14 protein-coding genes are annotated in these 13718 nt (G+C 65.1%); 7 read left to right on the top strand and 7 right to left on the bottom strand.

The features are described 5' to 3' along the window. Nucleotide 1: 1 nt before the first annotated feature. Entirely contained in the window at nucleotides 2–772 is a 771-nt protein-coding gene (locus Q0Q48_RS20845; RefSeq protein WP_295142001.1) for a spermidine synthase, read from the bottom strand. Nucleotides 773–1090: 318 nt separating this feature from the next. Between Q0Q48_RS20845 and Q0Q48_RS20840 the strand changes: the two genes are divergently transcribed. Genes Q0Q48_RS20840 through Q0Q48_RS20830 form a run of 3 tightly spaced genes read left to right on the top strand, consistent with a single transcriptional unit; the run spans nucleotide 1091 to nucleotide 3742 of the window. Continuing rightward, the gene (locus tag Q0Q48_RS20840; protein ID WP_295141998.1) at nucleotides 1091–1435 is read left to right on the top strand and encodes a helix-turn-helix transcriptional regulator; all 345 of its coding nucleotides are present in this window, start codon (nucleotides 1091–1093) and stop codon (nucleotides 1433–1435) included. Next, a complete protein-coding gene (sulP, locus tag Q0Q48_RS20835; protein WP_295141995.1) occupies nucleotides 1428–3134 on the top strand; it encodes a SulP family inorganic anion transporter in 1707 nt (568 codons plus the stop codon). Before Q0Q48_RS20840 ends, sulP begins: the two co-directional genes overlap by 8 nt. Before the next feature lie 26 nt (nucleotides 3135–3160). Further along, nucleotides 3161–3742, top strand: coding sequence for a hypothetical protein (locus Q0Q48_RS20830; RefSeq protein ID WP_295141992.1), 582 nt, complete (start codon nucleotides 3161–3163; stop codon nucleotides 3740–3742). Nucleotides 3743–3766: 24 nt separating this feature from the next. Here the strand turns inward: Q0Q48_RS20830 and Q0Q48_RS20825 are convergent, their stop codons facing one another. The 3 genes from Q0Q48_RS20825 to Q0Q48_RS20815 all read right to left on the bottom strand — a co-directional run bounded on the left by Q0Q48_RS20825 (nucleotide 3767) and on the right by Q0Q48_RS20815 (nucleotide 5394). Beyond that, nucleotides 3767–4525, bottom strand: a complete 759-nt coding sequence (locus Q0Q48_RS20825) for a hypothetical protein (protein ID WP_295141989.1) — start codon at nucleotides 4523–4525, stop codon at nucleotides 3767–3769. A gap of 119 nt (nucleotides 4526–4644) precedes the next feature. Then, a complete protein-coding gene (locus Q0Q48_RS20820) occupies nucleotides 4645–4917 on the bottom strand; it encodes a hypothetical protein (protein WP_295141985.1) in 273 nt (90 codons plus the stop codon). A gap of 102 nt (nucleotides 4918–5019) precedes the next feature. Continuing rightward, complete coding sequence (locus tag Q0Q48_RS20815; protein WP_295141982.1) at nucleotides 5020–5394, bottom strand: STAS/SEC14 domain-containing protein; 375 nt, start codon at nucleotides 5392–5394, stop codon at nucleotides 5020–5022. Nucleotides 5395–5522: 128 nt separating this feature from the next. Here Q0Q48_RS20815 and Q0Q48_RS20810 point away from each other — a divergent pair, with 128 nt between their 5' ends. Next, nucleotides 5523–5885 carry a Rap1a/Tai family immunity protein gene (locus tag Q0Q48_RS20810; RefSeq protein ID WP_295141978.1) on the top strand — a complete coding sequence of 121 codons (363 nt, stop codon included), beginning with the start codon at nucleotides 5523–5525 and terminating at the stop codon, nucleotides 5883–5885. Between the two features lie 17 nt (nucleotides 5886–5902). Here the strand turns inward: Q0Q48_RS20810 and Q0Q48_RS20805 are convergent, their stop codons facing one another. Continuing rightward, nucleotides 5903–7468 (bottom strand): hypothetical protein, encoded by a 1566-nt coding sequence (locus Q0Q48_RS20805; protein WP_295141975.1) that lies wholly within the window; start codon nucleotides 7466–7468, stop codon nucleotides 5903–5905. Nucleotides 7469–7626: 158 nt separating this feature from the next. Between Q0Q48_RS20805 and Q0Q48_RS20800 the strand changes: the two genes are divergently transcribed. The 3 genes from Q0Q48_RS20800 to Q0Q48_RS20790 are packed head-to-tail and all read left to right on the top strand — an operon-like array spanning nucleotide 7627 to nucleotide 11841. Beyond that, nucleotides 7627–9780, top strand: a complete 2154-nt coding sequence (locus Q0Q48_RS20800; protein WP_295141972.1) for a TonB-dependent receptor — start codon at nucleotides 7627–7629, stop codon at nucleotides 9778–9780. Between the two features lie 47 nt (nucleotides 9781–9827). Beyond that, complete coding sequence (locus Q0Q48_RS20795) at nucleotides 9828–10583, top strand: tyrosine-protein phosphatase (RefSeq protein ID WP_295141969.1); 756 nt, start codon at nucleotides 9828–9830, stop codon at nucleotides 10581–10583. A gap of 22 nt (nucleotides 10584–10605) precedes the next feature. Next, nucleotides 10606–11841: an epoxide hydrolase family protein gene (locus Q0Q48_RS20790; RefSeq protein WP_295141967.1), complete on the top strand. Its 1236-nt coding sequence runs from the start codon at nucleotides 10606–10608 to the stop codon at nucleotides 11839–11841. An 8-nt stretch (nucleotides 11842–11849) separates the two neighbouring features. On the opposite strand, the gene Q0Q48_RS20785 is transcribed toward Q0Q48_RS20790, so the two are convergent. Next, on the bottom strand, nucleotides 11850–12734 hold the full coding sequence (locus Q0Q48_RS20785; protein ID WP_295141964.1) for an ABC transporter permease: 885 nt from the start codon (nucleotides 12732–12734) through the stop codon (nucleotides 11850–11852). 10 nt (nucleotides 12735–12744) lie between these two features. Beyond that, complete coding sequence (locus tag Q0Q48_RS20780) at nucleotides 12745–13713, bottom strand: ABC transporter permease (protein ID WP_295141962.1); 969 nt, start codon at nucleotides 13711–13713, stop codon at nucleotides 12745–12747. Between the last annotated feature and the right edge of the window lie 5 nt (nucleotides 13714–13718).

The raw sequence follows: 13718 nt of genomic DNA, 5'->3' as shown, positions 1-13718 counted from the left end.
GTCAAATGCCCCCACACGATCCGGTGGGGGCGCTCGGCCCCTCGGAATGCCAGGGCCTGAACGCCATCCTGTCGAGACCTGCCGCAATCTCGTCGCGATCCAGCAGCGGCGGCATGAGAAGCGACGGCTTCCGCAGGTCCTTGACGTCGCCGGCAACGATCAACGCATTGCGCCCGACGACCCCCTGGGTATCGAGCAAGCGGACGTCGTTCCAGGCAGAGCTTGCGGCGGCCGCATAACGATCGGGAGACCGGTCGAGATCATGCAGGGCATGGACGTTCGCGAATAGGCACCCACGGAGCCGATCCAGTCGAGATCGGACGAGCCGAAAGAACTCCCGGGTCCGCAGATGCGGTGGGATGCTGTCGCCATCGTACGCGTCCAGTACGATTGCATCGTACGAGCGTGTCGTGCCGAGCAGGAATTCCTCGCCGTCCGCGACCTGGCAGTCGACGGACTCGGGAAGTCGGAAGTAGCTGTGGGCGACCTCAAATGAAGCCGGGTTCTTGTCGACGATCGTGACCTTCACGGCGGCCCTGGCGAGCATCGTGCCGAGACTGCCTCCGCCGCATCCAATCATCAGCACATCCCGCGCGCCCGCTTGCATGAGCAGGCCATAGATTGCGTGGATGTAGGGAGCCAGGCTTATGCCATCGCGATCCGTCTCGGTCTGGAAGCAGCCTCCCTGGACATAGAAGAACAGTTCCCTGGCACGGTATTCCAGAACTTCGATGTCGCCGAATTCACTTTCGAGTTTTGCGATTGGAATCATGCGAGTCTCTTTGACGGCTTTGCGGCCTTGACCGCTACGTCGGAGAAGTTGCCGCGGTACCGGTCTCATTCCTGCCGGCAGCGCCGTCTCGCGCAGCAACGGCGCACGACCGGAAGCGGCGGGTGGTCCTGCCCCGACCGCAAGGCGACGCGCGCCCCGTCTTCGTCGATATCGCATCAACCGCAATTCATGCACACACCGTTCATCATGAAAGAATATCACACAATATCAATGTCAAAAATATGTTCACTTGTATTTTATATATGACTATTAGCATTCCGAGATGAGCGTTGGATTTCGAATGGAATTGGAGCTGCCATGATCTCTGCGGGCCAGTTGCGCGCCGCCCGGGCGCTGATCGGCATGGACCAGAAGACGCTGGCCGAAGCGGCGGGGGTTTCGGTCCAGACCATCCAGCGCATGGAAGCGAGCGAGAACCTCGTTCGCGGCGTGGTTGAAAGCCTGGTCAAGGTCATCGATGCGCTCGAACGTCTCGGAATCGAACTGATCAACGACGCTGCCACGAGTGCGATCGGCGGACGGGGTGTCCGGTTGAAGGTCTCCGAGGCAAAACTCCATAAGGCGCGAGACGCTGCCACGAAGGGACTTCCCAAGAAGACGTCCGTCGACGCACGGGGAAGCGGGAGGGCCCGCAATGTCTGAGAACGCCCAGCCCGCACGGGCCCGCGCGCCGCAATGGCATCTGTTCGTTCCAAAGCTCATCACGGTATTGCGCGAAGGCTACGGGATCTCCGATCTGCGCAACGATGCGATCGCGGGCCTTACCGTCGCCATCGTGGCGTTGCCGCTCGCCATGGCACTTGCCATTGCATCCGGGACGACTCCGGACAAGGGACTCCTGACGGCCGTGGTCGCGGGTTTTCTGATCTCGGCACTGGGCGGCAGCCGCTTCCAGATCGGAGGGCCGACCGGAGCCTTCGTCGTGGTCGTCTTCAATGTCATCCAGCAGCACGGCTACGACGGGCTCATTCTGGCAACACTGATGGCCGGGGTGATTCTGATCATCGGCGGCTTCGCCCGGCTGGGAACCTGGATCAAGTACATCCCCGAACCGGTGGTGACGGGTTTCACCGCCGGTATCGCGGTGATCATCTTCTCCAGTCAGGTGAAAGACCTGCTGGGCCTTTCCATCGACAAGGTTCCCGCGGAATTCATCGAGAAGTGGGAGGCCTTCTGGTCTGCCCGCGATACGCTGAACCTCTCGGCCGTCGCCGTGGCCGGCGCCGCCCTGGCGGTCATCATCGCGCTGAGGCGCTTCGCTCCCAAGCTCCCCGGGTTCCTGATCGCCGTCGTCGGTGCGTCGATCGCCGTTTACCTGCTCAATCTGCCGATCGAAACCATCGGATCGAAATTCGGCGGCATTCCCGACACGCTGCCATCCCCGGTCATGCCGTCGGTTACGCTTGCAAGGCTGGCCGAACTGGCACCCTCGGCCTTCACGATTGCCTTCCTTGCCGGTGTCGAAAGCCTGCTCTCCGCGGTCGTCGCCGACGGCATGACAGGCCGGCGGCATCGGTCGAACTGCGAGCTGGTCGCGCAGGGGATCGCAAACGTCGCTTCGGCGATGTTCGGGGGAATGCCGGCGACCGGCGCGATTGCGCGGACGGCAACCAATATCAGGTCGGGTGCGCGGTCGCCGGTCGCTGGCATGTTGCACGCCGTCTTCGTGCTGTTGTTCATGCTCGTGCTCGCCCCGCTCGCCGTGTTCGTGCCGCTGGCCAGTCTCGGCGCGGTGCTGGTGATCGTGGCCTGGAACATGAGCGAGGTGCACAAGTTCCGCCACCTGATGCGCGCCCCGCTGGGCGACCGCGCGGTCCTGATCCTCACCTTCGGCCTGACCGTGATGGTTGACCTCACGGTTGCCATCGAGGTCGGTGTCGTCCTCGCCGCGATCCTGTTCATGCATCGAATGGCCGAAGTCGTTTCGGTTCAGCAGGGTATCCAGATCATCGAACAGGACGTCGACGACTTTGCCCGCCCTCGCACGAGCTACACGCAACGGGCCGCTCTTCCGAAGGGCGTGGAGGTGTTTCAGCTCCGCGGACCGCTGTTCTTCGGTTCTGCCGGACGGCTGGCCGATGTGCTCGACAGCATCGGAACGCCGCCGCGGGTGTTCATCCTTCGCATGCGCGAGGTTCCAATGATCGATGCGACCGGCGTGGCCGCGCTGAGCGATTTCGTCAAACGATGCAAAGCGCACGGCACCGAGGTCATCGCCGCGGGTGTCCAACCGTCGTTGCGCGCCGTGCTGACGTCCATGGGTTTCGACGGCAGTGAGCCTTCCTTGCGATTTGCCGAAAGCTTCGAAGCGGCCCTCGCCTCAGTGCAACAGGCACCCTGACAGGGCCTTTGCGGAGGGAGGCGGCAATGACCAACGCGCCGAGGTTCACGCGCGAGTCTCTCGTCGAGACCCTGACCGAATTGGCCGGGTTGGTGGGCATGCACCAGACGACGGTGGATCTGGCGCTCTATGGTCCGGCCTGCCTGCTGTTGGCGACGGATCTCTACACCACGGTGGCGACGATCGATGCCGTGGCGGTGGAGGGACAACTGCAAGTCGATCACGCGGTCGCGCAGCTGGCCGGCAAGCGTGGCTGGCCGTCGAGCTGGATGACGGATCGCGTACGAAAGCATCTCAACCGCCGGGTGGAGCCACCTTCACACCACCTTCTGATGCTGCGGCTGCCGGCCGCGTCACGGCAAGGGCTGCGCGTGTTCGTGCCGGAATGGGACTACCTCCTGACGCTCAAGGTATCGGCGCTCAACTTGAAGGACCCGTTGAACAGTCAAAAGCGGCGGGAGCTCCGGTACCTGATGAACGTTTCGGGGATTCGTGCGGCAGAGGATCTCGACGACCTTCTCACACGTTACAATTCTGGTCCGTGCGAGAAGCGGCGGATGACTGCCCTCGCCCATGCCGTCTGGTCGCAATGCGCTGAAGTTTCCTAGATGGTGCCACTCGAAGTGCACGGCCTAGTTCAGTGAGGGCAGCGCCCTGACCAATGGGCGATCCGACAGTCGCACCAGTCCACTGAACGGTTCGGACAGCTCCAGGATCAGGAACAGCGCGGCGGCGATCGAGAATGCGACCAGCACGAGAGCCACGATCGAGGTGTGCTTGAGTGGCGAGAACAGGCAGAAGCTGATGAACAGGCACACCATCCAGGCCGACAGCACGAAGATCAGGGAGGCCGGCAGATCGGGCTGCGAGCGCTCGTAGAGGCGTAGCCGCGATTGCGACAGATGCGCCGCCAGCTGCAGCGCCTGTGCCTTCAGTGCCACCTGTGTCTCGTTCGCCGGCGTCAGCCCGAGGACGGCCAGATACGCCGCTTCTCCCGCCGAAGCGGGCTGGACGAAGAAGTTCTCGGTCGGCCGCGACCACAGGTGGTCGATCATCTCGGCGAGCGCGGGGCGGAGCAGCGCGCGCGTCGGCCGGGCCGGCTCCCCGTACAGGCGCAGGATGCCGTCCAGGTTGATCACGTCGGCAGCGAGCGTGCGCAGGTCGTTGCGCTGCCCCTCGTACACCGCGTACGACGAGCTGATCAAAAGGCTGAGCACCAGGGCGGCGATGCTGGCCAGCAAGGCCATTCCGAGCCGAACGACCTCTTTGGCCTCTCCGTCGAGCATGTGGCCCGGCACGCGCCGGCGCAGCAGCGAGCCGATCCAGGCACCGGCGAGCAGCGACAGGAACACCGCGATGCCGATCATCAGGTGGACAAAGGGGCCGGTCATGAGCGTCTTACCGAGCCCACTACGCCTCTCCCCCTTCAGAGGTGGGAAGGCCGGGGGCGGTCGGGCAGACGCCTGTCACGATCACCCGGCGCGTTCGTCGATCGGCACGCCCCTATCCCCTACTTCAGAAGCTTGAGACACTCCCCGGCCGCTTCGGCGGCCGCGCGCGCGGCATCGCGGGACAGCGTGCCGTTCATGACCAGGGGACGGGCCTGCGCGGTGAGGGCATCCTTGATGTCGCTCTTCGGCGTGATCGTCGGAGCGGTCTTGTTGTAGAGCATCTGACCATTCGGCGACAGGTTGGCCGCGCAGGCGTTCCCCGCAGCCTGGTCCGCATGAGCCGTGACGGGAAGGACGGCGAACAGCGACAACGCAAAGACCCAGTGCTTCATGGCAAGAACTCTCTCCGAAACGATCCTTAAAGATAACGGCGTGGGAAGCGACGCTGCAACAGGTCAGTACGGCCGCGGCCGCCTGTAACGTTTCTGACGCATTTACGCGCTCGCTTGCGTCGCGAGCCAGGCGCGCGCCTTCTTCTCGGTCTTGAAGATGGCCGCCGGTCGCTTCGACGGCGAAATATTGACGAAGCGCTTGAAGGCCGTGACGACCGCCTCGTCACGGCCGACGACCGCCAACGGACCGCTCGGGAAGTGCGACGTGTAGGCGCTCAGCCGTGCGCCCATCGCCATCACGTCGGCATCGTCGTAGACCGGCTTGAGGCGGGTCGCGTCGAACAGTTTCGAATAGGCGAGCGCGTTGGCCAAGACGAGGGCGTCGAAATGTTCTTCCATCTCCTTCAGCGTGACCTCGCCTTCGGCGACGACATGGATGAGCTTCTCCGAATGAAAAATCTCCCAGCTCAGCGGCATCGTTTGCCTCCAGTAGACTTCATCCCCGTGCATCGACCCTATCACGCGCCTCATGGACCAGGCCAAAGCCTGTTCGCAGGCCTGCTCTGCGCAGCTATCATCGCATCGAAACAGAAGAGAATGGACGGATGAAGCCGGCTCGTCTCATGACTGTCGCACTCACTGTTGTCCTTGCCGCTCCCTTGACCTCTCCGGGGATCAGGGCGCAGCAGGACACGAACTCGGCCAACTACATCATGTTGGGCTGCGAGGCATTCCTCCTCGACCCCATCCCGACCTCGAAGCTGCTGGTCGCCGGAGTCTGCGCCGGGATCATCGACACGCTGCAGGCGGTCAAGCCGAACATCTGCCTGCCCGCCATGTCGACCCGGCGGCTGCTGGTGCGCGGGGTCGTCACCTACATCAACAACAATCCCGCACGACTTCACGAGAACTTCATCGACCTGGCGGGCGAGGCCCTGGAACAGACCTGGCCGTGCACCAAGCAATAGCTGGACACGCGCCTGCGTCAGTCGACGACGTAGAAGCAGACGAAGTCGCCGAGCGGCATCTCCTTCCATTCCGACGGCTTGTAGTCGACGAACTGCTCCACCATGGCCTTCGCCTTGCCCTCGCGGACCAGCCTCTTCTGGACGATGACGTAGAGGCGTGGCACCCGGCCGCGGAACTTGAGGTTGCGCATGTCCTCGATCGCCCAGAAATCGGCATGGTTGGCCATGACGCGGACATTGCGGACCTCGAGGCCGATCTCCGGGGATGGTACGAAGACCAGGGTCGAGGCGCGGTCGGGTGACGGAACGTCGATCGTGCGGATGAAATTCACCACGGCCTCGTCAGCCGTCGAGTGCCGGAAATCGCGCACGCCCAGCGGATGGCCGAGATTCACGACGACGTGCCGGGCCTGGCCCGCGAGCCCGTAAAGCGCCCCGACCAGCGCCATCAGGGCTCCGGCCAGGCGCAAGAGCCGGCTCGGCACCGTCAGGAAGGCCTGGACCGCGCCGGGCAGCAACAGCAGCGACAGGGGCCGGAAGTAGCGTTCTTCCTGGCCGATCGTGGCGCCGTGAACCCACAGCAGGAGAAAGACGGCGCCGTAGGCCAGCATCGTCAAGCCGGCGAAGACGAGATAGTCGCGATGCGTGCGGCGCAGTTGCCGCCACACCAGATACAGCGTGCCCGCGGCAGGCAGCGCCAGCAGATAGCCCACCTCCAGCTGCGATCCCAGGATCGGACGGCCGGGATGGAGCAGGATGAAGTTCGCCAGTTCTCCGAACGAGAGGGCCGCGCCCCACACGCAGCTCAGGATGAAGATGGCGTGCGGGACCAGGGAAGACCATTTGATCGCCGCCACGGTCGACGCGGCCGTCCAGCCACGCGAATACCAGGCGTAGTAGAGGACGACGCCGACGATCGCGATGGCGATGCCGGCGATCAGTCCCCGCCGTATCGTGTCGGCCTTGTCGCGCCATGGATGCGGACCCGACAGCACCGCCGCCGAGATCGCCGCACAGGCCAGGATGACGGCCGAGATCTTGGCGAAGAACATCACCGCCACGCCGGTCACGAGCGCCGGCACGGCGAACCAGCGCAGCTCCCGCAGCTTCCACACGAGCAGGAGGAACCACGGTGCCACGCCGAAGAGCAGAATCTCGCCGCCGATGAAGATCACGAAGGGGAAGGCGAAGCCGCGGCTGCAGGCGATCACCGCGAGCGCAATGGCGGCGACCTGCGGCGGGAAACCGAAGGCGCGATAGAGCAGGAACCAGCCCGCGAGGCCGATCAGCGAGAAGAGGGCGTCGGTGGCGATCACCGCGTGCCCAAGGCTCAGGCCCATCTCCTCCAGGACGCCCGGAACCACATGCTGGCCCGGGGACCAGATCGACATGAAGGTGGAGATGTCCCGGGCGATGTCCTGCGGATCGGGCGACGCCCAGTGGTTCCACGGCAGGCCATGGCGCAGGTCCCATCCGAGGAGGCCCCAGCCGCTGTCGGACCAGATGACCGGGCGGACCACGGCGTTGATGACCGTGTAGGCCAGCACGATCGCAACGACCAGCGCGCCACAAAGGACGAGCACGGATTGAGTGGACAGACCTCGCCGGCCGCTGCCCATGTCGGGACTCATGCAGCCTGAATACACCGCCTGCCCAGGGAAGCATATCGATTGACGCTTATTGATGTTATATTATAACAAGAAACAGTATAACATTTTCAGCGTAATCGAAGGAGTTCCGGATGCAGCGGATCGGCGTATCGGCATTGGCCCTCGCGGCAGGTCTTTCCGCGGCCCACCCGGTACTGGCGCAGACTCCGCCCGAGGCCCAGCCCTCGCAGGCACCCTCCGACGGGCTGGCGATCGAGGTGGTCGGCAAGCGTCTCGACCGCGAGCGCAGCGAGATCCAGCCGAGCCTGGGTGCCACGCGCTACGATTTCAGCAAGACGGCGATCAGCAACACGCCGCTGGGCGAGAACGCCACGCTCAACCAGGTCCTGCTGCGCGCCCCCGGCGTCGTGCAGGACGGTTTCGGCCAGATCCATGTGCGCGGCGACCATGGCAGTCTCCAGTATCGCCTGGACGGCGTGCAGTTGCCCGAAGGCCTGGCGCTGTTCAGCAGCATCCTTTCGCCGCGCTTCGCCGACCAGCTCTCGCTGATCACCGGCGCCCTGCCCGCCCAGTACGGGCTGCGCACCGCCGGCGTGGTCGACATCACGGTGAAGTCCGGCACGACCAATCCCGGCGGCGAGGCCTCGGCGATGGTGGGCTCCAACAACTGGGTCCAGCCGGCGCTGGAATATGGCGGGCGGTCCGGCAACTTCGACTATTTCGCGGTGGGCCAGTATATCAGCAACAATATCGGCATCGAGAATCCGACGGCCAGCACCGCCCCGCTGCACGACGCCACCGCGCAATGGTACGCGCTGACGAAGCTCAGCGCGGTGACCGACGAGAACACCCGCCTGAGCTTCATCGCGGGCGGCGCCAGTGCGCGCTACCAGATCCCCAACGTGCCGGGAGAGGTTCCGGGTTTCACGGTCAACGGGATCTCCAGCTGGAACAGCGCGGTGCTCGACCAGCGCCAGTGGGAGGACACATACTTCGGCATCGCCTCGGTGCAGAAGAGCTACCAGAACTTCAACATGCAGCTCTCGGGCTTCGGACGCTACTCGAAGCTCTCCTATCAGCCGGATGCGCTGGGCGACCTGCTCTACAACGGCATCGCCCCCTGGTCGCAGCGGTCGAGCGTGGCGTTCGGCGTGCAGGGCGATGCTAGCTGGAAGATCGCGTCCACCCACACGTTGCGCGGCGGCTTCCTCGTCCAGCGCGAACAGGTCTCGAGCTACAGCCAGAACAATGCGCTGGGCCTCGTCCCCGATCCGGCCGATCCGACGGCTCTCATTCCCGGCGACAGTCCGGTTGGATTCAGCGACGGCTCCACGCTCGTCGGCTGGACCTACAGCGTCTACCTGCAGGACGAATGGAAGGTCACTCCGACCGTCACGGTGAACTTCGGCGCCCGCTTCGACGCCATCTCAGGCCAGCTTGCGGAGAACCAGGTCAGCCCGCGCATCAACGTGGTCTGGGAACCGACGCCGGAGATCAGCCTACGGGCCGGCTACTCGCGCTATTTCGTACCGGCGCCGCTCAACCAGGTCGGCTTCGGCTCGCTCGCCGCCCGGATGGGCACGACGGCCGTGCCCGACAATTTCACCAACGATCCGGTGCGGGCGGAGCGGTCCGACTATTTCGACGTCGGCCTCACCGTGAAGCCGGTCGACGGCCTGACCATCGGCTTCGCCGGCTACTACAAGTTCGCGGAGAACTATCTCGACAAGGGCCAGTTCGGCGCCCCGATCCAGCTGGCGTCCTTCAACTATGCCAATGCCCAGGTGAAGGGCTTCGAACTCTACGCCAACTACGACCAGGGCCCGTGGTCGGTGTACGGCAACCTCGCCTGGTCCAAGGTCAGCGCCACGCGGATCAACTCGGCCCAGTACAATTTCTCGCCCGAGGACCTCGCCTATATCGGCAGCTACTGGATCGCCGCCGACCACGACCAGGGTTGGACCGGTTCGGCGGGCGCCGCCTATGTCTTCAACCAGGGCAGCGACCACGCGACCCGCGTGTCGGCGGACATGCTGTTCGGCAGCGGCCTGCGCACCAGCATCATCACGCCCAACGACACCTCGCTGCCGGCCTATGCCACGCTGAACCTCTCGGTGACGCAGAAGGTGCCGATCAATGGCAGCAAGGGAACGCAGATCCGCCTCGACGCGATCAACGTCACGGACGGTGTCTACCAACTGCGCACCGGCGAGGGCGTCGGTGTCGGCGCCCCGCAGTACGGAATGCGCCGGGCCTTCTTCGTGACGCTCGCGCAAAAATTCTGACGCGCAAACGACATGATGCGGGAAGGCCGGGCGTGGTAGAAAACATCATGCCCGACACCAGCCTCCCCTTCGTCCTGACCCTTCAGGGCGGCTCCAACTTCCGCGACCTCGGCGGCTACACGACCGAGGACGGCCGCACCGTGCGACGCAACGCGGTATTCCGTTCCGCCCATCTCGGCGGCCTGACCGACGAGGACCGCGGCGCCCTCGGGCGTCTCGGCGTCCGTACCATCGTCGACCTGCGCGGCGTGAGCGAAGCGGCCGAGACGCCGCACCTGATCGACGGCCTCGCCTGCCGCATCGTCGGCGCCCACATCGAACCCGGCGTCGGCGACAAGATCCGCGGCGCGGTGGCCGACGGCACGGCCAACCCGCACATCATGATGGGGTTCCTCACCGACCATTATCGCGACTATCCGCGCCGCTGCGCGCCGGGCTTCCGGACCTTGTTCTCTACCCTGAGCGACGGCGAACATCGCCCGCTGGTGTTCCACTGCACCGCCGGCAAGGACCGCACCGGCTTCGCCTCCGCCCTGTTGCTCACCCTGCTGGGCGTGCCGTGGGAGACGGTGCTGGAGGACTATCTCCGAACCAACGAACTCTGGACCGGCCATATCGGCCGCTATCCCGAGCTCGACATCGACACCCGTGCCGCCATCATCGAGGCCCGCACGCCCTATCTCGAAGCCGCCTTCGACGTCGTCCGCGGCGACTTCGGCTCGCCGGAAGACTTCGCCGAGAAGGCGCTCGGGATCGATGCCGCGGCACGCGAACGGCTGAAGGCGGATTTGCTGGAGGGGTGAGTTCCGCGCTACGCCTGTCGGCATGGCCGACGCGCGCTACGAAACTCCCGAGCCCTTCAAGGTCGACATTCCCGAGCGGGCGCTGATCGATCTCGACGAACGCCTGCGCCGCTGGCGGCCGCCGACCGCCATCGCCGACAACGGCTCCTGGGCCTCGGGCACCGATCCCGTTTTCCTGGCCGAGCTGGTCGACTACTGGCGCCACGGCTACGACTGGCAGCGCTGCCAGGAGGCCATCAACCAGTGGCCCAACTATCTCGTCGATATCGGCCCGCAGCGGATCCACTTCATCCGCGAACCCGGCACCGAGGTCGAGGACGCGCCGCGGCCATTGCCGCTCGTGCTGACGCATGGTTGGCCGGGATCGATCGTCGAGTTCCTGCACATCATCGACGTCCTCGCCCATCCCGAGGAGCATGGCGGCGATCCGCTCGACGCCTTCGACGTGATCGTGCCGTCACTGCCGGGCTATGGCTTCTCCGGCCCGCCGATCCGCGCGGACGGCACGCCCGGGCCGATCGGTCCGCGCGCCATTGCGGGCCTGTGGCACGAGCTCGTCACCGGGAAGCTCAACTATGGCCGCCCCTACGGCGTGCAGGGTGGCGACTGGGGCGCCGTCGTCTCGTCCTGGCTCGCCTTCGACCACCCGATGAAGGACGAGGCCGGCGTCCTCGGCGTCCATCTCAATATGATGGGGCTGCGGCCAGGCCTCGATCTCGCGACGGCCACCCTGAGCGCCGACGAACAGGCCTGGCTTGCGAAGATGGGCGGCGCGCTCGACGACAAGACCGCCTACCAGCGCATCCAGGCGACGCGGCCGCAGACGTTGGGCGTGGCGCTTGCCGATTCGCCGGTCGGGCTGGCCGCCTGGATCGTCGAGAAGTTCCAGGCGTGGAGCGATTGCGGCGGCGATCCGCTCAAGCGCTTCTCGATGGACACGCTGCTCGACAACGTCATGGTCTACTGGCTGACGGGCACGGCTGGCACCTCGACCTGGCTCTATCGCGGTGTCACCGAGCAGAAGCCGCGCGCGCTGCCCAAGGGAGCGAAGGTGGAGACGCCGACCGGCTTCGCCGCCTTCCCCGCCGACATCGCGCCTGCGCCGCCAAAGGAATGGATCGAGCGTGCGTTCAATCTCCGCCGCCACACGATCATGCCGAGCGGCGGCCACTTCGCGGCGCTCGAGGAGCCGGACCTGCTGGTCGAGGATATCAGGGACTTCTTCCGCCCTCTGCGCTACGGCGCCGCGAACGACTGAGGGAAGCCTCAGCGCTCCCGCAGCTTCGGATCGATGGCGTCGCGCAGCGCGTCGCCGAACAGGCTGAAGCCGAACACGGTGAGCGCGATCGCGAGCCCGGGAAAGATCGCGATCCAGGGCGCCGTGGAGGCATACTCCTCCGCTCCACCCTGCAGCATCAGCCCCCAGGCCGGCGTCGGTTCCTGCACGCCCAGGCCGAGATAGGACAGCGACGCCTCGGCCAGGATCGCCTGGCCCACGAAGGCCGTCAGCATGATCAGGAACGGCGCCACCACGTTCGGCATCATGTGACGCAGGATGATGCGGCTGTGACTGAATCCGCAGGTTCGTGCGGCATCGATGTACGGCACTTCACGGATCGAGAGCGCACTTGACCTGACCACGCGGGCGCAACGCGGTATCAGGGGCACGGTGATGGCGGCGATGACGTTCTGCACGCCGGTGCCGAAGATCGCGACCACGGCGAGCGCCATGATGATCAGCGGGAACGCCATCAGGATGTCCATCACGCGTTGCAGGATCAGGTCGATCTTGCCGCCGAAATAGGCGCTGCCGACGCCCAGCACCAGGCCCGCGAAGCCGCCGACGAAAGCCGAGATGAAGCCGATGATGAGCGCCGTGCGCGCCCCGTAGATGATTCGCGACAGCAAGTCCCGGCCGAACTGGTCGGTGCCCAGCCAGTGCGCCCAGCTCGGCGCCTCGGTCATGGCCTCGAAATCGTTGGCGGTCGGGTTGTAGGGCGCGATCCACTCCGCCGACAGGCCTGCGAAGGCGGTGACGATCACGATCGTCAGGCCGAAGGTGCCGAGCGGCTGGCGCCGGCAGAAGCCCAGCGCAGCCGTGCGCCACGAACGGTGGATCTCGTCAGGAGCCTCGGTGGTTATGACTGCCACAGATCTCTCCTCACGCGAAGCGGATGCGAGGGTCGAGCCACGCATAAAGAACATCGACGACAAGATTCGTGACCACGAAGATGGCGACCGTCAGCATCACCAGTGCCTGGGTGAGGGTATAGTCCTGGTTCTGGACGGCGAGCACGAACAGCCGGCCAATGCCGTTCAGGTTGAAGACCTGCTCCGTCACGACGAGGCCGCCGATCAGGAAGGCGAACTCGATGCCGACCAGGGTCACCACCGGCAGCATCGCGTTCTTGAGCGCATGGCGATTGACGATGAGCTGCTCCAGAAGACCCTTGGCGCGGGCGGTGCGTATATAGTCCTCACGCAGCACCTCGAGCATGGCCGAACGGGTCATGCGCATGGTTACCGCCGAATAGCGGTATCCGATGGTCAGCGCCGGCAGGATCACGATCGACAGGTTGTGCAGTGGATCCTCCCAGAACGGCACGAAGTTGATCGGCGGCATCCAGGGCGCACCGAACAGCAGGTGCGAAACGTCGAGCACGATCAGGATCGACATGATGCCGAGCCAGAACGACGGCGTGGCGATGCCGGCAATCGCCACGGTGCGCACGACATGGTCGAGCCAGCTGTTCTGATGAAGCGCTGAGATGGTGCCCAGCGGGATGGCGATCAGCACCGCCACCACGGTGGCCAGGATCGCGATCTCCAGCGACACGGGGATGCGTGTGGCGATCTCCTGCGAAACCGGCTTGCCAGACCACATCGACGTTCCGAAATCGCCGCTTGCGAATCCGACGATGAAGTCGACGAACTGCAGCAACAGCGAACGGTCGAGACCGAGCTGGGCATGGCAGTTGGCGACGGCGGCCGGGTTGATCGAACTGCCGGAGCCCAGGCGAACCACACAGATGTCGCCCGGGATCAGGCGCATCAGGATGAAGACCAGCGCGGCCGCCCCGATCAGCGTCGGGACGGCCAGCAACAGACGGTTCAGGATGTAGCGATACATCGGCG

Source organism: uncultured Reyranella sp. (assembly GCF_945957355.1).
Classification (GTDB): domain Bacteria; phylum Pseudomonadota; class Alphaproteobacteria; order Reyranellales; family Reyranellaceae; genus Reyranella.
This window is presented reverse-complemented; position numbering and strand designations above follow the sequence as displayed.